The sequence below is a fragment of the Peribacillus kribbensis DSM 17871 genome (assembly GCF_000430765.1).
GTDB classification, from domain to species: domain Bacteria; phylum Bacillota; class Bacilli; order Bacillales; family DSM-1321; genus Paraperibacillus; species Paraperibacillus kribbensis.
The window spans coordinates 19994-38209 of the sequence record NZ_AUMQ01000038.1 but is presented as its reverse complement, the minus strand read 5'-3'; the positions used below and the strand labels follow the sequence as shown (position 1 = coordinate 38209).

Annotated in this window: 15 protein-coding genes; 10 read left to right on the top strand and 5 right to left on the bottom strand. The window is 45.4% G+C overall.

Features of this window, described 5'->3' with window-relative positions:
- Window positions 1-18: 18 nt before the first annotated feature.
- The gene (locus tag H539_RS0108295; protein WP_026693126.1) at window positions 19-315 is read right to left on the bottom strand and encodes a DUF3159 domain-containing protein; all 297 of its coding nucleotides are present in this window, start codon (window positions 313-315) and stop codon (window positions 19-21) included.
- A 352-nt stretch (window positions 316-667) separates the two neighbouring features.
- Between H539_RS0108295 and galE the strand changes: the two genes are divergently transcribed.
- From galE to H539_RS0108265, 6 genes are all read left to right on the top strand, one after another.
- The gene (gene galE / locus H539_RS0108290) at window positions 668-1678 is read left to right on the top strand and encodes a UDP-glucose 4-epimerase GalE (RefSeq protein ID WP_026693125.1); all 1011 of its coding nucleotides are present in this window, start codon (window positions 668-670) and stop codon (window positions 1676-1678) included.
- Between the two features lie 63 nt (window positions 1679-1741).
- Window positions 1742-2530: an ABC transporter permease gene (locus H539_RS0108285; RefSeq protein WP_026693124.1), complete on the top strand. Its 789-nt coding sequence runs from the start codon at window positions 1742-1744 to the stop codon at window positions 2528-2530.
- Window positions 2531-2553: 23 nt separating this feature from the next.
- On the top strand, window positions 2554-4191 hold the full coding sequence (locus tag H539_RS30105; RefSeq protein WP_051348510.1) for an ABC transporter ATP-binding protein: 1638 nt from the start codon (window positions 2554-2556) through the stop codon (window positions 4189-4191).
- Between the two features lie 437 nt (window positions 4192-4628).
- A complete protein-coding gene (locus H539_RS30100; RefSeq protein WP_051348509.1) occupies window positions 4629-5798 on the top strand; it encodes a glycosyltransferase family 4 protein in 1170 nt (389 codons plus the stop codon).
- Window positions 5795-8458, top strand: a complete 2664-nt coding sequence (locus H539_RS30095; protein WP_051348508.1) for a bifunctional glycosyltransferase/CDP-glycerol:glycerophosphate glycerophosphotransferase — start codon at window positions 5795-5797, stop codon at window positions 8456-8458. Before H539_RS30100 ends, H539_RS30095 begins: the two co-directional genes overlap by 4 nt.
- Before the next feature lie 99 nt (window positions 8459-8557).
- Window positions 8558-10096, top strand: coding sequence for a glycosyltransferase family 2 protein (locus tag H539_RS0108265; protein WP_245602146.1), 1539 nt, complete (start codon window positions 8558-8560; stop codon window positions 10094-10096).
- 228 nt (window positions 10097-10324) lie between these two features.
- Here H539_RS0108265 and H539_RS0108260 read toward each other — a convergent pair whose 3' ends face one another.
- The gene (locus tag H539_RS0108260) at window positions 10325-11962 is read right to left on the bottom strand and encodes an alkaline phosphatase (RefSeq protein ID WP_051348507.1); all 1638 of its coding nucleotides are present in this window, start codon (window positions 11960-11962) and stop codon (window positions 10325-10327) included.
- Window positions 11963-12342: 380 nt separating this feature from the next.
- Here H539_RS0108260 and H539_RS0108255 point away from each other — a divergent pair, with 380 nt between their 5' ends.
- Window positions 12343-12699, top strand: a complete 357-nt coding sequence (locus tag H539_RS0108255) for a DUF4064 domain-containing protein (protein WP_026693121.1) — start codon at window positions 12343-12345, stop codon at window positions 12697-12699.
- 270 nt (window positions 12700-12969) lie between these two features.
- Here H539_RS0108255 and H539_RS0108250 read toward each other — a convergent pair whose 3' ends face one another.
- Complete coding sequence (locus tag H539_RS0108250) at window positions 12970-13317, bottom strand: YjgN family protein (RefSeq protein ID WP_051348506.1); 348 nt, start codon at window positions 13315-13317, stop codon at window positions 12970-12972.
- Window positions 13318-13344: 27 nt separating this feature from the next.
- Window positions 13345-14100 (bottom strand): hypothetical protein, encoded by a 756-nt coding sequence (locus H539_RS30090; protein WP_051348505.1) that lies wholly within the window; start codon window positions 14098-14100, stop codon window positions 13345-13347.
- Window positions 14101-14583: 483 nt separating this feature from the next.
- Between H539_RS30090 and H539_RS30085 the strand changes: the two genes are divergently transcribed.
- Together H539_RS30085 and H539_RS30080 are read left to right on the top strand one after the other, a co-directional pair.
- Complete coding sequence (locus tag H539_RS30085; protein WP_026693119.1) at window positions 14584-14796, top strand: MBL fold metallo-hydrolase; 213 nt, start codon at window positions 14584-14586, stop codon at window positions 14794-14796.
- Between the two features lie 16 nt (window positions 14797-14812).
- Complete coding sequence (locus H539_RS30080) at window positions 14813-15058, top strand: ComEC/Rec2 family competence protein (RefSeq protein ID WP_026693118.1); 246 nt, start codon at window positions 14813-14815, stop codon at window positions 15056-15058.
- Window positions 15059-15260: 202 nt separating this feature from the next.
- Here H539_RS30080 and H539_RS0108225 read toward each other — a convergent pair whose 3' ends face one another.
- The gene (locus tag H539_RS0108225; RefSeq protein ID WP_218970914.1) at window positions 15261-16439 is read right to left on the bottom strand and encodes a YeeE/YedE family protein; all 1179 of its coding nucleotides are present in this window, start codon (window positions 16437-16439) and stop codon (window positions 15261-15263) included.
- Between the two features lie 270 nt (window positions 16440-16709).
- Here H539_RS0108225 and H539_RS0108220 point away from each other — a divergent pair, with 270 nt between their 5' ends.
- Complete coding sequence (locus tag H539_RS0108220) at window positions 16710-18047, top strand: MFS transporter (protein WP_026693116.1); 1338 nt, start codon at window positions 16710-16712, stop codon at window positions 18045-18047.
- The last annotated feature ends 169 nt before the right edge of the window (window positions 18048-18216 follow it).

Genomic DNA, 18216 nt, shown 5'->3' with positions numbered 1-18216 from the left:
GGACCGTCCAGGCAATGGTTACTCCAAGTATCCATAAAAAAACTGAGGATACAGCGAGAAACGCAGAAACCGATAATTCAAACACCAAAATGGTACGGATATCCCATCCATAAGAAGTGCCGTCCCCCAGACACCGGTCACCAGCCTCAGGACAAAGCGGAAATAAGGATGATTCCAGCGCTGCTCGAATTCCTGCCTTTTCTCACGCAAATCACTCCCCATAAATCTCACTGCAGCTGACGCATTCGAACTGAAGAATAAAAATAAGAGCGGTAATAGAAAAATAATAGTACTGGCTTTCAACTTCCTTTCCATCCAAATCCCCCCAACTTGCATTTTTCTCCATAATATGGAATCCTCTCAAAACAACTTTAAGCATAAAGCTGGGATATGGGGTCAGGCCCCTAAGAAAATGCCTGTCACACCGGCATTCTAGGGGTGATGTAAGCCGAGGAAATGTGGACAGTCACCATAAGGGGGCCAATGAGGGGGGTACTCTGATGGGCGTCCCTATATTTTTTTGTCGGTTTCGGTTATAATTACATTTGATTTATGCAACAGCTGACAAGAGGCTGCATATTCTGACAAGCTGTATTTTATGTAAGGTTTATATGGAATTTAATGAATGATTGAGTTTTACATTTTGGGTTAAAGTGAGGTTAGGATGATGACAATTTTGGTTACTGGCGGTGCAGGCTATATTGGGAGCCATGCCGCGGTTGAGCTTTTGAATAGCGGATATGAGATTGTGATTTTGGATAATCTGTCCAACAGCAAGCAGGAGTCCATTGAACGCGTTAAGAAAATTACAGGGAAGGACTTCCCATTCTATAATATTGATTTATTGGACCGCGATGCACTGGAAAAGCTGTTCTCGAAGTACAGCTTTGACGCAGTCATGCACTTTGCCGGCTTGAAGGCTGTGGGTGAATCTGTGGCTATTCCATTAAAGTACTACCATAATAACCTGACTGGAACCATCAATCTGTGCGAGGTTATGGCCAAGCATGATGTGAAGAAGCTGGTCTTCAGTTCGTCTGCGACTGTGTACGGAAATACAACGACTGTTCCGATCGATGAGTCGTTCCCTCTTTCCGCGACTAATCCATATGGCCGCACCAAGCTGATGGTCGAAGAAATCCTCCGTGATTTGTTCGTATCTGACAGCACATGGAAAATTGCCCTTCTGCGCTATTTCAACCCGGTTGGAGCGCATGTGAGCGGAATGATCGGCGAGCATCCGAATGGAATCCCGAACAACCTGACTCCATATATCACACAGGTAGCTATCGGCAAGAGAGAAAAGCTGGCTGTCTTCGGCAATGACTATGAGACGCATGACGGTACAGGAGTGCGCGATTATATCCACGTAGTGGACCTTGTGAAAGGCCACTTAAAGGCCCTTGAATACCTGGAAACCCACGAAGGAGTAGAATCCTTCAATCTTGGGACAGGCACAGGCTACAGTGTGCTTGACCTTGTGAATGCCTTCCGTGAGGCTACAGAAAGGGAAATTCCGTACGAAATTACGGACCGCCGCCCTGGGGATGTCGCAGAAAGCTATGCCAACCCTGAAAAAGCTGAGAAGGTGCTCGGCTGGCGCGCTGAGAAATCCCTGGATGATATGGTGAAGGATTCATGGAACTGGCAGTCGAAGAATCCGAATGGATTTGAATAATTAAGGCTGCATGCCAGTCCAAAGCCCGGCAGATCCGGGCTTTTAACCAAAGGAGATACACGTATGTTTGATATTTATAAGGAAATGTGGCAAAGGAGAAAAATGGTCCACGCATTATCCTTGCATGAAATAAAAAGAGAATATGCGGGAACAGTCCTTGGATCCATCTGGGGGCTTGTCAATCCGCTGATGAGGATCGCTGTTTACTGGTTCGTATTTCAAATAGGTTCAAGAGCCGGAAAGCCTGTTGATGGGGCACCTTATATAGCCTGGCTTGCGATTGGAATGGTTTCCTGGTTCTTTATGAATGACGGCTTCCGTCTTTCATCAAGAGCCTTCCGGGGAAAGAGGCATATTATTAAAAATACGCCGTTCCCGATTGCCATCCTGCCGGCTGTGCAGATTATGTATTCATTTTATACCCACATCATCTTGCTGGTCGTCATTTTGGCAGTCATGGCCTTTTCCATTGATCCTTCGTGGTTCTGGCTGCAGGTGGTTTATTATGATTTTGCCGGCCTGATGCTCCTCCTTGGCCTTGGTGCGGTGACCGCTCCCCTTGTGGCCATAAGCAAGGATTTCGGCCGTTTTTTGGATACCGTATTAATCTTCCTGTTTTGGATGACCCCAATCTTATGGAATGTAGATAATGCGGGCCGTTTTGATAAAATCGTCAAATTAAATCCCTTTCATTACGTTGTCCAGGGATACCGTGATTCCATCCTTTTTAAATCAGGTTTTTGGGAGCATCCGGTATACACACTCTACTTCTGGATTGTAGTGCTGATTCTGTTTGCGCTGGGAAATTATATGTACAAACGCATGAAGCCGATCTTCCTGGACATAATGTGAGTTTCGCGAAAGGCGGATAATCAATGGATATTTCAGTTAGCGTCAAACAACTGACGAAAAAATATAAGTTATATGAAGATAAATGGGGCCCGATTAAAGAAGTCGTGACGAAAAAAAAGCTGCACAAGGAATTTCTGGCGCTTCATGATGTTTCGATCGATTTTCCGAAGGGTGAGGCCATCGGTGTTCTCGGCAAAAACGGCTCCGGAAAGTCCACGCTCCTGAAAATCATCACAGGCATCGCCGATCCTTCCTCTGGTACGGTAGATGTGAACGGGACACTGGTGTTCCTGGATGTAAGCTCGGGCATTGACCCTGAGCTGAGCGGGTATGAAAACATCTTTATGAAGGGTGTCCTGCTCGGATACTCCAGAGAACAGATGCTGGAAAAGGTGGATGAAATCATTGAATTTTCCGAGCTTGGGGAATTCATCAGCCAGCCTGTCAAAAACTATTCCTCAGGGATGAGGGCTAAGCTTGGGTTTGCCATTTCGGTGAATGTCGATCCGGATATTCTCATTGTCGATGAAGCATTGGCGGTCGGGGACTCTATGTTCCGCGAAAAGTGCATGAACAAGATGAATGAGTTCAAAGAGCAGGGGAAAACCATCATTTTTGTCAGCCATGATAAAAATGCCGTGGAAAATTTTTGTTCGAAAGCAGCCTGGATCAATCAGGGAGAACTCATCGCCTTTGGAGATTCCAAGCAGATCGGCTCCATTTATAATGAATTCATGAGCGGAAGAAAAAAGCTGGATGAAATCAAATCATCTCTTGAGTTCATCCATTCCATCGAGAATGTTTCTCCGGAAGCAGGCGAGAGCGGATTGTCGATCGGGCTGGAGGGATATTTGTACAGCAGTGCTCCCGATTTTAAGGGAAGCTATGAGCTGGTGGTAAAAGATACAAGGACAGGAGAAGCGATCGCAAAGCCGCTTGCACTCTCTTCTTATAAAGGAGATTCCTCTCTGCCGGATGAGAAAAAAGATACTTCCGGCTTCCGGATTTCGATCGATGAACAGGATTTTTCCGGCTTTTTAAAGCCAGGCAAATATTCTTTCCTTGTCCGATATAAAGAGGAACACAAGGAAGGGGAATTTCCTTTATGGGCCGGTAATTTAGATCTGAATATTACTGAGGATATGAAAAGCCGCTATATAAATAAGATAAAGGTCGAAAATAACACGCTTGCTTTACTCGTGGAAAACGTTGATAAAGTGCAGGAGCAGGTTAATAAGATCTGGTTTGAAGAAGGAACCCTGAATCTGGAGGGAGTCTGCTTTGTCAGAGGCTACGAGGTCGGCTCTCCTGAAGACGCCGGGGTGACCCTCCATGTGGTGAACCTTGAGTCATTTAAAGAAGAAATGTATCCCGTCGAATTAAGGGAGACGGATGAAATCACAGAAAATCCTTCCTTTAATCCACAGGGGAAGAACTATAATTTCGCTGGATTCAGGGCTGGTATATCTTTAGATCATCTTCGGCCGGGCAGGTATGAATACCGTATGACCTACCAAATGAAGAATAAACCGGGCCATGAGCTCCTGATTCCTGTGTGGGCATCCAAACGCCAGGAATACCCATCCGAGCCCTTCTTGTGGAAGGACCGCGAAATAGATATTCAGACGAGCACGAAATATCTTCGCATGACAGTTAAATAATGACCTATAGCCGGAAGGCGGGAAGTCTGTTATGCTTTCCGCCTTCCGGCCATATAGTGTCTTGGTATGTGAAGGAACGCACGAAATATTTCATTCATATTAAAAAAATTCGTGAGTATTGAGGAATAACGGCAGTCCCTGTTAAAATTATTGTCGGCTGCACCTGCTTATCCGGCCGATGCTGGGTATATTAAGCAGTAACTGGACCGTTTTTGTTTTTAAATGAGGAACTGGAAACGCTGATTTGAGAACAAAAGCGAGCAGAGTAAGGGATTTAGTAATGGCATTTTTGCCAAGGTTTTCCGTTTTGGAGACAGACTCAAATCATTGATACAAACCTTGCCCGTTCCTATCAAACTCTAAGCGGAACAAGGAGGTTCGAAAATTCAGGCTGCCTCCGCATGGATCTCTAAATATGGAATACGAGGAGTATAGGCATGCAAAAGAGAAATGTTGTCTTTGTTTTAAATGAATATAATGGCCACGGTGGTGCCCAGCGTGTTGCGTCAATCTTAGCCGAGGACTTTGTCCGGGATGGGCACAATGTTGCCGTGTTAAGCATAAATGAGCAAAAAGATGCTCCAAGCTACTTTTCAAAAGATATACCGGTACAGATCGTCCAGAAGAATGGATACCGTGCGACCGCGCCCAAGGAGCTTTCCTCTAATCTGAAGGCGTTCCGGCTTAATACGGTAGCCAAGGAACTGAAGCGCCGCCGGGAACTGGCCAAAAGAAAGCAGGAAGTCGAAAAATTCTTTGATAAGTATGGAGATCAGGAGGTTTTCGTGATTGTGATCCAGGTATGGGGGATGCAGTGGGTGCAGCCGCTTCTCTACAGACCGAATGTGAAAATCATCGGCCAGAGTCATGAGAGCTACATCGCTTCCAAAGCCTCCAGCCGCTATAAACGGATTCTCCGATATTACCGCCAGGTTTCCAAATTCCTTCTGCTGACCCAGAAGGATGCCGACCACTTTGAGGGCCAGGGCTTTTCGAATGTAGGAGTGATTTATAATCCCACTCCCTTCAGGAAACAGGTGGATCCAAAAGTGCTGTACAGCAGCAAAACCATTGTTTCTACAGGAAGGCTGATCGAAGCAAAGGGGTTTGATATTTTAATTGAAGCGTTTTCCCGTATTGCTCAGGATCTCCCTGGCTGGAAGCTCGAGATCTATGGAGAAGGACCTGCCGAAAAGTCACTTCAGACGCTGATCGATATTCTTGACTTGAATGACCGGGTTTTCTTAATGGGGCAGACAAAGGATGTACAGGCAGCCTTATCCGCTTCAAGCTTATTCGTTCTATCTTCCAAAGCAGAAGGTCTTCCCATGTCCTTGATTGAAGCACAATCCTGCGGTCTTCCGTGTATTTCGACAGACTGCGCGCCGGGCATCAGGGAAATTGTCGGCGATTATAAAAATGGCTATGTTACACCAGTGGACGATATCCAGCTTCTAAGCCGCCAGATGAAACGGCTTTTAACAAACCCTGAGCTATTTTATGAATTCAGCCAGCGTTCGTATGAAAGCAGTGCGAGGTTTGATAAAGAATACATTAAATCACAATGGTATGACCTATTTGAAGAAATAGGAGGAAATGAAAAATGACGAACAGCATGAACATCAATCAAAAGCCGCCTAAGCTTTCAGTAGTGGTCATTGCCTACAATAACGAATTGTATATTGAAGAAGCCCTTGAATCGCTTCATGAACAAACCTTTGAAGACATGGAGGTTTGTGTGGTCAATGACTTTTCCACGGACGCAACAGGAGAACTGATTGATAAATTTGTGGCGGACAAGCCAAAATTCAAGGCAGTTCACCTTAAGGAAAACAGTGGTGGCTGCAGTACACCACGGAACACAGGAATTGCCCATACAACTGGGGAATACGTGATGTTTTTGGATGGAGATGACTGGTATACCATCGATGCGTGTGAAAAAATGGTAGCAGCCATTGAACGGACCGGTTCTGATTTTGTCGGCGGCCAGGTCATCCGTACGAATAATTACGAGATCTGGTACCAGAGACAAATTTATAATATGGAACGGACCAATATTAACATTCGTGAATTCAGCATGATGCTGTTTGACAGCTTATCGGTGAATAAGATCTACAAACGTTCATTCCTTGATCAAAATCAGCTTCGGTTTCCAGAAGGAATTCATTATGAAGATATTGTTTTCACCGGGAAGGCTTATTTCCTTGCAGACTCCTTCAGCATTATTCCAGAGCCGGTCTATTACTGGCGGGTAGTGGAAAATGCGGATGTCAAATCGATTACCAACCGCCGGTTTGAGTTTGATAACTTCAAGAACCGGATTGTTGCGCACCGTCTTTTTGACGCCTTCCTTCGCGAGCATGGGGATATTCTTTATCAAGCAAACAAGAACAATAAGTTTCTTCGTCATGACTTGAAACTGTATACCAATGATTATCTGGAATTTGATGAGGATTACAAAAATAAATTCCATGAATTAATTTATGAGTACATGCATGAAGTCATGGATGCATACGCGTTCATCAGGCTTCCGGAAAAAGAACGGATCATGTATTATCTTCTGTACATCGGCGATAAACAGGGCTTCCAGGACTTCTTATCTTATAAGGAGCATCTGCCGACTTCGATTCCAAGAGTCTATTCAAAAGGCGGCTCCTATTATTTTAAAACAACAGCGGAAGGCAGGAACCATGAGAAATTCTTAAAGATGGAAAACCTGGAATTCTCCGTTTCCATTGATTCTCTTGAGTTGACACAGGATGCACTGACCTTTGACTGGAATGCCACGATGGAGTCTATTACAAATTCAGAGGCCTATTACTCCTGGATGCTGAAAAACCGGCAGACGGGGGCGGTCATTTATTCCCGTCAGACTTCCGGGGGGAAGGCGCTTCTGCCGCTGAATCATGTAGTACCCGGAAACTATTATTTATTCCTGAATGTAAGTCATCAGGGAAATCTTCACCGATATTTGGTGAAGAAACCTGTCATCGCCCATCTGCCAAATCTCAGAGTCAAAGACAGCACCTACTCAAGACAGCTGTTTATCAATAATAAAAACTCATTCGCGGTAAAAGTAGCGCCGCTCAAAAAGAAAGATCAGGCTGCCTGGATGCTGAATAAACGAAAAGCAGCGAGCAAAGAGCCTGGCATTCTGGAGAAGGTATTCAGCCCGTATGCGAAGAATTTCTTTAAAAAGCTTTCAGTTAAACCGAACTGGGTGCTATTTGAAAGCCATATGGGTAAACAATATAGTGACAGCCCTAAGTATATCTATGAAGAAATGCGGAAAAGCCATCCGCAGTATAAATTTATCTGGTCATTTGAAAATCCGGATGCGGTAGAGGTGCCAGGAAACGTCGTTAAGGTGAAAAGAAGAAGTCTCAAGCATTACTATTATCTAGTGCGCTCAAAGTTCTGGGTCGACAATCAGGGAATCGCGCATCTGACCCGGAAGAAAAAGGATCAGGTGTATGTGCAGACCTGGCATGGGACTCCTTTGAAACGAATGGGCTATGACCAGAAGAAGCTGCCATCTGATGAAGAGCTTGCAAAGCTCCGCGTACAGACCAATGCCTGGGATTACTTTGTATCTCCTAACCCGTACAGCACTGAGATTTTTAAACGAGCCTTCCGATATGGCGGGGAAATCATTGAATCCGGATATCCAAGGAATGACATCGTGATCCAAAAGCCGCAGGACGTCATCCAGAAGGTGAAGAATCACTTCCGTCTTTCTCCGGAGAAAAAGGTGGTGCTGTTTGCACCAACCTTCCGTGATTGGGATCCGAATTCCTTCCAAAAGACGCTTCGGGATATCCAGACCCTGAGCCAGTCTGTCAGTGAGGATACAGTGGTATTGCTGCGCCTTCATTATTTATTGTCCGAAAGAATCGGAAGCAAGGACCTGCCATCCAATATCAAGAATGCCTCTACCTATCAGGACATCCAGGAGCTCTACCTGATCGCCGACTCACTCGTTACAGACTATTCTTCTGTTATGTTTGATTACGCCCTTTTAGAACGGCCGATCATCCTTTATACGTATGACCTCGAAGAATATCTATCAAGAAGAGGAACGTATTTTGATCTGGTCGAAAAGGCTCCGGGACCTGTCTGCAGAAGCATCGAGGAAGTCATTGCCTTTATAAACGACCCGCAGAAGCTCCAGGCCTTTGACCCGGCCCTTCACAGCTTTGCTGAGGAATTCGGCAGCATAGAAGATGGACATGCAGCCCAGAAGGTCATCGAGAGAGTATTTAAGTAAAAAATCAACAGTGGAAAAAGAGCCTGCGTTTTAGCTGCTCTTTTTTCACGTCAGCAGATTCGAGGAAAATTTTATGAGATTGAGGTGAGGATTTTGTCCGTGCTCGTTTCCATTGTGATCCCTGTATATAACGCAGCTCCTTTCTTAGATGAATGCCTTCAGTCGGTCGAAAAGCAGACGTATCCTGATTGGGAAGCTGTCATCATCAATGACGGTTCAACGGATCACAGTGAGGAAATTGTAAAAAGATATGCCGCTGCAGAGCCCAGGTTTACCCTTTACACCCAGGAAAATAAAGGACTTGGCTTTACCAGGAATAGAGGCATTGCTTTAAGCAAAGGGAAGTATGTATTTTTCCTAGATTCGGATGATACAATCCCCGAAAAGGCTATCAAAAGCCTTGTGGAAGCTGCTGAGATGCATGAAGCGGATTATGCCGTCGGCAAAACACTGCGGATTTCAGGGGAACGTGATTACCTGACTAAAAGACAGGTCGATTTTCATTTGTATAAGGAAAAAGGTGTGTCATCCATCCGGGAAACGCCTGAAATGCTTCAGGACAGCATCGCCTGTAACAAGCTGTGGAAAAAGGAATTCCTGACGGAACATCAATTGTACTTTACGGAAGGCAAGTATTACGAGGATCTTCACATGACGATGAGAGGGGCTCTTCTTGCCGGCAAAATCGCGGTCACACCAGAAGTGGTCTACCACTGGAGAGTCAGGGAAAATGAGGACAAGCCTTCCATCACCCAGCAGCAGATGAGGCTGCAGAATACGAGGGACCGTCTCAGCCAGCTTCAGCTGAATCGGGAATGGCTGCTTGAAACCCAGGCTGATCCGAAGGCTGCGGCAGAGCATGACCTAAAAAGCCTTCTGGATGTGCTGGGCCTCCATGTGCTGAAATATGCACTTGTTGCCCCTGAGGAAAGGGAAGTATGGCTGAAGGAAGTCACAGACTTTATTGCAGGAATTCCAGGTGAAACAGCCCGGAGGCTTCCATATAGGGAAAAAAGGTTTTATGATCTGCTGATGAAGAGGGCGGATGAGGACCTGTTGCTCTTTTCACGGATGTACACCGGGACTGAGACCGAGCCAATCGTTTCTCAGAAAGGGCAGAACTTTATCCTGAAAGGCACTGCTGGTGAGTATGAGGTCACAAGGGATCTTAAGCCGGAAATCATGGTCAGGGAAGTCAGGGAATCACGTGGCTGGATACTGAAGGGGCAGCTAACGGTGCCGAAAGCATCTGGGGAATTCAAGGGGAGCTTTTATGCGGAAGGACGGAAGACAGGAGTAATTCCCCTTGGTCTTCCGCCGTTGAGGGCTGCTGAGTCAGAAGCGGTATATCCTTTTGAAAGCCAGGAATTCGAGCTCAATATCAATTTGCGTGCATTCGAGACATGTGATCCAGGGATCTATGACCTCTACTTCCGGTTAGAAGGGGACAAAGCCCAGCACCGCCCGGGAAGGGTCCGGATCTCCACCCGGATAAAGCCAAAATATCCGGCCGAGACCAAAAACCTATACGGAATCCTATACAAAACCAAGCACGGCAACCTCAGCCTGCGCATCACCAAAAACACCATAAAAACCAAAATCAAAAACACCATCAAAAAAATCATCGGCCGGAGCTGATGGTTTTTTTTGCGAAAGGTACTCTTGTTATTCATACTGGTTATTCGTGTAGGTATGAGAATTCACGCGGGGAATTTCCGGCTAATGTATATCGAGCGGGCGTAACATGTAAAAACCATTTTAGTCTTTTCCTTTAGTTTAACAGCTAATCTTGTTAAACTCTTTAGATATTTAAACAGCTTATTATGGGAAAAAAAGGGGAAATGGAGTCTGACCCCATTTCCCAAGTTATTTCCCAGTGCTTAGATAAAACTTACCCCGGACATAGACAGTCACGCCTTTTAGGGGGAGGGTTTTGCCGTTTTTGATCATGTTGTTTTTGTTGGCGGGAATCCGGATAACAGTCTGTCCCTTTTTGGCGACGAGCTCGGGGTTTGCCGGATTTTTGAGATTGGTGCTGACGGTATAGCCAAGAGCTTTATAATAGCCCGCACCGTCCTTGAATCTCCTGCCGCTCAGCTCATCCAAATTCACTCCCCAATAGCCTGCCGCAAGCGGGGCAATATCCACATTATTCACAAGTCCGTCCGGTTTGCCCGGTCCATAGGCATATAAAAAGACATCTTCCCCGGTGTGGCCGTACGTGGTAAAGCCAAGCTTAGCCCGGCTGCCAAGCATGGAGGAAAGCTGCTTCTGGAGCTCCAGGTCGGTCTTCGCTCCATTTAACGCCTTCCATTCAGCAGCAGTCAGGTCAGTGATTCCGTAGTGATCGGCCACTTCCTTCAGGTTGGAATGATCCTTTTTCAAAAGCCGCATGGCTCCTTCAAGAGTAACCTTCGCCTTCTTCAGCGGCTTGATGAATTCCTCTGGAGGGCTGACTGCGTAGGAAGAATCCGTTTTATGGCTGCCGATTGAAAGTCCGCTGTTTCCATGGTCCGTCACCGCTACCACCAGGGTATTCTTATCTTTTTTCGCAAAATCCAGTGCTTCTTTTACCGCGTCGTCAAAGCCTAAGATTTCGCTGATCATTCCTACCGGGTCATTCAAATGAGCCGCCCAGTCCACCTTACTGCCCTCTACGAATAAAAAAAACCCATTCTTATTCTTGCTAAGAGACTGAAGGGCCTTTTTAGTCATCCCAGCAAGGCTTGGCTGCTGGGGAAAATAACGCTTGCGGTCAAGCTCATTAGCGATATCATCAGGAGCAAAGGCCCCCCAGAGCTTTCCGCTGCCGGCCTGCTCCATCACGGTCCGCTTATCCGCAAAGGCATAGCCGCTGTTAAAGATCACCTTCACCAGATCTTCTCTGTCCCGCCTCCTTTCAGGCAGAAGAGAATTCATTCCGCCCCCGAGGACCACATCGATGCCCTGATACACCTGCTGCTCTGCGATGTCATCAAAATTTGCCCGGTTCTCCACATGAGCAGAAAATGCTGCAGGGGTGGCATGCTGAATAGGAGAGGTAGACACAAGTCCTGTCGCCTTGCCCGCCTGCTTGGCTGCTTCCAGAATAGAGGCCGCAGGTACCAGGCTGTTTTGAAGCGCACTTTCCGTAAGCTGCCGTCCAGGATTCAGGCTGCTTCCTTCCGTCCCAGGCTTCAGCATTCCTGATTGATCAGCCGGTGTCATACCGATGGAATGTATGATCGTCTTCCTGCCTGTGGCAAGAGCCGTGCCGGCCGCCGCTGAATCGGTTATGGCGGATCGATAGGAGTAGGTCCTCGCCCCTCCGGCCAGAATATCATCCAGGGCCAGCTTCCTGCCCTTATACCAGCGCGCCAGTGTGACTGCATCCGAGTTCGTCCCATCCATGACCATCATAATAAAATTCTTTGGCTTTCCTGTGCTTCCTTCAGCCTTCGCTGCTGACGGAAGAAGCGGCATACACAAAAAGACTGCCGTAAAAATCACCGAAAATCGCTTCATCAACATCATTCCTTTATGTACGTAGATAGTAGTAGAATGTGTGGAAATGGAAAAAATTATGCGGGGTCATGCTGAGCATGAATCCCTGAGAGACCGGAAATATCCTTAGCTCTGGAAATGGTACAGCTCCCGCGCTGGGAAATGATCCGGGAAGGGGAAGCCTGCTGCTCCTAAGCCTTCCCACACCGGCACCAGTAAAAGTCCCTGCTTCTGGCAGCATCTGCACAGAGGAGTTGTGGATGGAGAAATAGATTCTTTAGTTCATTGATCACGTACAAGATACCTGCGTGTTCTTCCCATCCGGATAAAGATTACGAATAGTTGAGACTTCGAAGGATTATAATCGTAAAAGGATGATGCAAACTTAAGGGGGAAGAGGATTGAAAAGATCAGCAGAGTTTACTTTATCGCTCATCGGTACGATCTTATTAACAATAGGATGGGCAATCGGCAATTTAATTACTTCGATGGCAGGATTTGCTTTAATAACTGATGAGGGCGCATCTAATTTCTCTTTATACAGTTTGGGATATTCCATTATTAGCATTCCGCTGCTGGTATTGATTTGGGTGGCCACCTTCAAAATCAAAAACAATAGCCGCGGCTGGGGAATCTTTATGTTGGTCATGGGCATTCTTTACACTTTATCGATCTACTTCATACCGGGCATCTTGCTTTTGATTGCTGGCATCATGATGGCTGCCAAGAAAACTGAAGGGAAAACAATATCTGCTTAATGAATATCAGTCTCGAGGATCTTATCAGTTAATGGGATTAAAACTATTCAAAGAGGTCCTTTCCCGGTTAACGCCAGGAGATTTAAAGAAGATCCGGACCAGGAAGCTGCAGCTGTTGCATACGAGTGGATTAAAAAACTTAAGAAGCTGTCGGGTTACTTCACTGAATCTAAAGTGGTTAAAGTGATTTATAATGGGAGAAAACGATATCACAGAAAGGGTAAAAACTGTATAAAGAGGCCCCTCTCAAAATTGAGAAGGGCCTTTATTTTAATTTTCGAACTTGGTGTGTTTTGCCTTCCATTTTTCTAAGGCAATGAATAACCAAAAACTATAAATTCCTATAGTAATGACACATAGAAACCACCATTTAATCCAATTGCCAAACAATCCAACTGCTGTTCCAGTGAATTTCAAACGTCGGCCTTCCACTATTGTATGGTTTATTTTCCATGCATAAATCATAGTTATTGACCACGGATAACAAATTCCGAGTGTACAAACGGTTACTAAAAACCCTAAGATTGACCATCCAATGTATTGAAAAAGTCCCCCATCGAATTTTGAATCACCGATAACCAAAGGTTCCGATTGTTGTAAAACAGCTTCAGAGCTCATCCTTCTACCCCTCATTCAAATCCTTATTTATATCTTTTCCACATGGGATCCTACAAAAAATTGTACGTTTGTTGTTCCACCTGATACATTTTTAAATGATGACGGCCCAGCTGGCACACCCCAGAATCGAATTCTATCATCTTCAAATACATCGCCAGCAGGCTTGAAAAGTAAAACTTGGTATGATTGCATTTCATTATCAACCGCATGAATCAGAGTTATTGTTTCATCATTTGACTTGGTCTCTTCAATAGAAACTACTGTTCCTGTAAAGACAGTCATTTTATTTAAATATGGATCCGCATTCTTGTTTAAATGCTTGGAGGATACACTTGAATCAGTGATCTTTTTAGCTTGTGCAATATCTGCAGCAGTTTTGGCCGGGAACAACTTGTAATGTTCAGTCATAAAAGATTTAGTTTTCTCGTTTAATTCTAAAGTTTCATCTGTTAATGATGGAATCATTTCCTCAGCCATATATGTATATTTAGTTTGTTCTGTAGGTAATTCTTCTTGAGTTTCATTTCCTTTTTCATCGTTAGTTTGTGTATCTTCACCTTTAACACTAGTATTCTTTTCAACATCCTCTGTTTTGACATTGCTTTGCGCAGTATCAGTTGTAGTTGGTGCGTTAATTGCTCCTACTATAAACAAGACTATTGCAACTCCTGCGAATAAAAAGAATCGCTTAGTCTTCCCCCACTTTTTAAAGATTGAAATAATTGCCAGTACCATAAAAATAAGAAAAGCCATTAGTCCAATAAAAGCTAAAGCATCCCACATTTGTATATTCTCTCCTATCTCGAAATTTACAGCTCTTCCATTCTACCTACAAATTTCTAATAAGTGGTGATTTTATAAAAAATAATTCCTAGTAAATAATCCCAAAAAGGACCCTCTCGATAATGAGAAGGGCTTTTTTTATGTCTTGTTCTGTAAAAAATTTCTATTATATTTACTAAATAAATATAGCAAGTATTATACAAAATGGTAATTTGATTGCTGGGAGGTTGAAAAATGAACATTCTTTTAAGTATTAATCTATTAATTTCTTTGACAGCTGGTACATCCTTATCTAAAGCAGCTACCAGCACGCTTTCAGTCATGTAATTAATGTTGGGCAAGATGATTCAATTTTTATTAAGTCAACTACTGGTGAAACTGTATTAGTGGATGCGGTAGATCTGGGGGCTACCGTTGTAAATTATTTAAAGAAACAAAAAGTAACAGCTGTGTATCTACCCATCCGGACGCTGTATAGGTGGTTTGGATGAAGTAATTAAAGCCTTTAATGTAAAATCTGTTTATGCTCCAAAGGTTTCTCATACTACCGATGCTTTTAAGCATTTCCTGACCGCAGTTAAAAACAAAAAGCTGACCATTAAAACCGCTCAAAACGGTGTAGTAATTCCTGATAAAGACAAAAATACTGAATTTAAATTCATCGCTCCTGTAAAAACGCATGCACAGTCTGAATGACTGGAGTGGCATACTCATGGTTAAACACGGAGCGAAAAAATTCTTATTAACTGGGAATCCCGAATTCAAATCCGACAATGATATGATGGCCAAAAAGTTAATCTCCAAAGTAGATGTATTGAAGGTTGGACATCGTGGGGCAAATACATCGACCAGTGCAAAATTCTTAAGTATTGCCAGGCCGACATACTCGGCTATTAGTGTAGCAAAAATTCATATGGGCACCCTACAGCAGAGACAAAAAAAGGTTGAATGCAGTTAAAACTACAAAAAAAGCCCCTCTCGACAATGAGAAGGGCTATTTCTTTGGATGAAAAGGGTGCTTATATTATAGCCATTTGTCCTTGTTTTAAACTTTCTTAACTGTAATCTCCTTCGCTCCTTCACTAACAGTCCCCCAAAGGGTGTTATCCCCAAAGAGGACCGCAGCCAAAAACCCCCGCACAAAGGCGGGGGTTCACAGTTTAGCATATAGAGTCATTCGATTTTGGTACGCTCAGTCCGAAGAGCGGGCGGATGTAGAGGGCCAGGAAGGTTCCGGCCATGGCCATGATGGCCCAGACCCAGCCGTGAAGGCTGAAAGAGGCGATCCCGCTGAAGTAGGCTCCGATGTTGCATCCGAAGGCCAGGCGGGCGCCGTATCCCATCATGAGGCCGCCGACGATAGCAGCTCCGGCAACACCAGGCTTGATTTTGCCAGGCTTGAAGGTTCCCTGTGCAGCGGCTGACAGAAAGGCTCCAAGGATGATGCCGAAGTTCATGACGCTGGTAGAGTCCATCAGGACAGAATTCTTCAGGGCTGCTCCGTTAGGTCCTGCAAAGTATACCCAATGAGTCACGTCCACTCCCATAGCCATGAGTGATTTGCCTCCCCAAAGGGCAAAGGCAGACGTGATTCCCCATGGATTACCGCGGACTGTTAAAGTCAAGGCATTTAACAGTGCCAGTACGATGGCTGCCGCGAATAAGGGCCATGAGCCGCGGAAGATCTTCTTAAAGCCGGTGGTAGTCGGCAGCGGCTTCATCATTGGCGGATTTTTTTTCTTGGCAATCTTCACGCTGATCCAATAAATCAAGGCAAATGCCAGCATTTGGACAACCCAGCCGCCGAAGTAGCCGAGGCCTGTGGATTCTGCGATAGAAATGGGCGGAAGGGCCGGTGTGTTTTGCCAGAATTCAAAGTTGTAGGCTCCAAGAACTGATCCTGCGACAAATGCGATCAGAGTCAGGATCATGGACGAAGATCCACCGCCCAGGGAGTAAAGAGTTCCTGATGCACAGCCGTTTCCGAGCTGCATGCCGATACCGAATAGGAATGCTCCGACTAGGACGCTGACACCGACAGGAGAAACATATCCTTTAGGCGTGATTCCTGTAAAGCTGAATCCTGAGCTTAAGATGATGGCGAACAATGTAGAAGCTACTGCGAACATCAGCATATGCGCCTGCAGCCCCTGTACATTTCCGACGCTCATCAAGCGCCTGAAGGCGGAGGTAAATCCAAAGCGGGCATATAAAAGGGTGATGCCGAGTGCGAGTCCGATGATAAACAATGTGCCCTGAGTCCAGGTAGAAGTGGTTACGATTGCAATATATAAAATAATGGCAATAAGGGCACCAAGGATAACCAAAGGCTTCTGCATGGGACTTAGCTTTTTGACTACAACAGTTGTAGACTTAGAATCCCAATTTTCATGAGTGGTTGTGGCGGGTTGTGCCAATGTCTTCTCCCTCTTTTCTTATGAATATAGTAGGAATTAACCTTACCTATAATATATCAATCTTTTAACCTTGTAAAGAACTCTGCCCACAATCCTTTTAATCCGTAAAATCATTAAATTACCATAGATAATATAATAGTGATAAAATTTTAACAGAAAGCGCTTACCATAACTTCAAGGGAGGAATCTTCATTGTCACAGTCTTTGGATCGCGCAGAATCGAGGCGCATAACCGGCAACATTTTTAAAGGATCAGTCGGAAACCTGATTGAATGGTATGACTGGTATGTTTATTCAGCTTTTGCTGTCTATTTTTCTTCGGTGTTTTTCCCGGCAGGGGATTCAACGAGCCAGCTCTTGAATACGGCTGCCATTTTTGCTGTTGGATTTTTAATGCGGCCGCTGGGCAGCCTGATCATGGGAAGATATGCGGACCGATATGGACGCCGGGCTGCATTAACCCTGTCCGTCACAATCATGGCGGGCGGGTCGCTGATCATTGCTTTTACACCGGGCTATAGCACAATCGGGATTCTTTCGCCGGTTATACTGGTCCTGGCGCGCCTGCTTCAGGGAATATCACTTGGCGGGGAATATGGGACGTCCGCTACATATCTGTCTGAAATGGCAAGCAGCGGGCGTCGCGGCTTTTATTCGAGCTTCCAGTATGTAACACTGGTTGCCGGCCAGCTTGTGGCTCTTGGCGTACAGATTATTCTTCAGCAGCTGCTGGATGAGCCTGATATGAAATCTTGGGGCTGGAGAATTCCGTTTGTGATTGGGGCACTGGGGGCGCTGGCTGTTTTATGGCTTCGGCGGACCATGGATGAATCGGAGCAGTTCACCAAAATGGATTCAAAGAGCAGAGAAAAGGCCGGAACCCTCAAAGCACTGAGGAAATATCCTAAGGCCGTGCTGACGGTAGTCGGATTAACCCTCGGAGGAACCGTGGCGTTTTATACCTATACCACATATCTGCAAAAATTCATGGTCAATACAGTGGGCCTTGAAAAAGAGACGGTCAGCTGGATCAACTTCTTTGCGCTTTTATTATTTGTCATCATCCAGCCGCTCGCAGGCATGCTGTCAGACCGGATCGGCAGGCGCCCGCTCCTTCTTTCCTTTGGCATCCTGGGAATGCTGCTGACGGTGCCGATTTTCCTGCTCTTATCACGTACAGACAGCCCTGTTACCGCCTTTTTGCTAATGATGGCCGGCCTCATTATTGTGACGGGCTACACCTCGATCAATGCCATTGTAAAGGCCGAGCTGTTCCCGACCGAAATCCGCGCCCTGGGTGTAGGCTTCCCGTATGCCCTTACGGTTGCCATCTTCGGGGGGACAGCAGAATTCATTGCTTTATGGATGAAAAGCATCGGTTCAGAATCGATCTTCTATTATTATGTGGCGGGATGTGTGGCAATCAGCCTGCTGACCTACTGGTTCATGGGGGAATCATCGAAAGACTCACATATCGAAGCCGAGCATAATGCTGCCAAAGAGGATCAGAAAAAGAATATCCATCTATAAAAAGAGGCTGCGCTCGGAGGAGCCGGAACCTGATGTCGGGGTTCCGGGTTCTTCTGTGGCAGCCTCTATTTTTTTGAATGAACAAAAGCCCGGCATATGGCTGAAGCATATACCAGGCAAACTAAGGGGTATTCACTCTATTAGACGGGCCATGAAGCAAAAATGTTTC

What these genes read in the sequence shown, in the direction of transcription:
- H539_RS0108295 (WP_026693126.1), bottom strand. Translation starts at nt 315, where the DNA reads ATGGAAAGGAAGTTGAAAGCCAGTACTATTATTTTTCTATTACCGCTC.
- galE (WP_026693125.1), top strand. Translation starts at nt 668, where the DNA reads ATGACAATTTTGGTTACTGGCGGTGCAGGCTATATTGGGAGCCATGCC.
- H539_RS0108285 (WP_026693124.1), top strand. Translation starts at nt 1,742, where the DNA reads ATGTTTGATATTTATAAGGAAATGTGGCAAAGGAGAAAAATGGTCCAC.
- H539_RS30105 (WP_051348510.1), top strand. Translation starts at nt 2,554, where the DNA reads ATGGATATTTCAGTTAGCGTCAAACAACTGACGAAAAAATATAAGTTA.
- H539_RS30100 (WP_051348509.1), top strand. Translation starts at nt 4,629, where the DNA reads ATGCAAAAGAGAAATGTTGTCTTTGTTTTAAATGAATATAATGGCCAC.
- H539_RS30095 (WP_051348508.1), top strand. Translation starts at nt 5,795, where the DNA reads ATGACGAACAGCATGAACATCAATCAAAAGCCGCCTAAGCTTTCAGTA.
- H539_RS0108260 (WP_051348507.1), bottom strand. Translation starts at nt 11,962, where the DNA reads ATGAAGCGATTTTCGGTGATTTTTACGGCAGTCTTTTTGTGTATGCCG.
- H539_RS0108250 (WP_051348506.1), bottom strand. Translation starts at nt 13,317, where the DNA reads ATGAGCTCTGAAGCTGTTTTACAACAATCGGAACCTTTGGTTATCGGT.
- H539_RS30090 (WP_051348505.1), bottom strand. Translation starts at nt 14,100, where the DNA reads ATGTGGGATGCTTTAGCTTTTATTGGACTAATGGCTTTTCTTATTTTT.
- H539_RS30080 (WP_026693118.1), top strand. Translation starts at nt 14,813, where the DNA reads ATGGTTAAACACGGAGCGAAAAAATTCTTATTAACTGGGAATCCCGAA.
- H539_RS0108225 (WP_218970914.1), bottom strand. Translation starts at nt 16,439, where the DNA reads ATGCAGAAGCCTTTGGTTATCCTTGGTGCCCTTATTGCCATTATTTTA.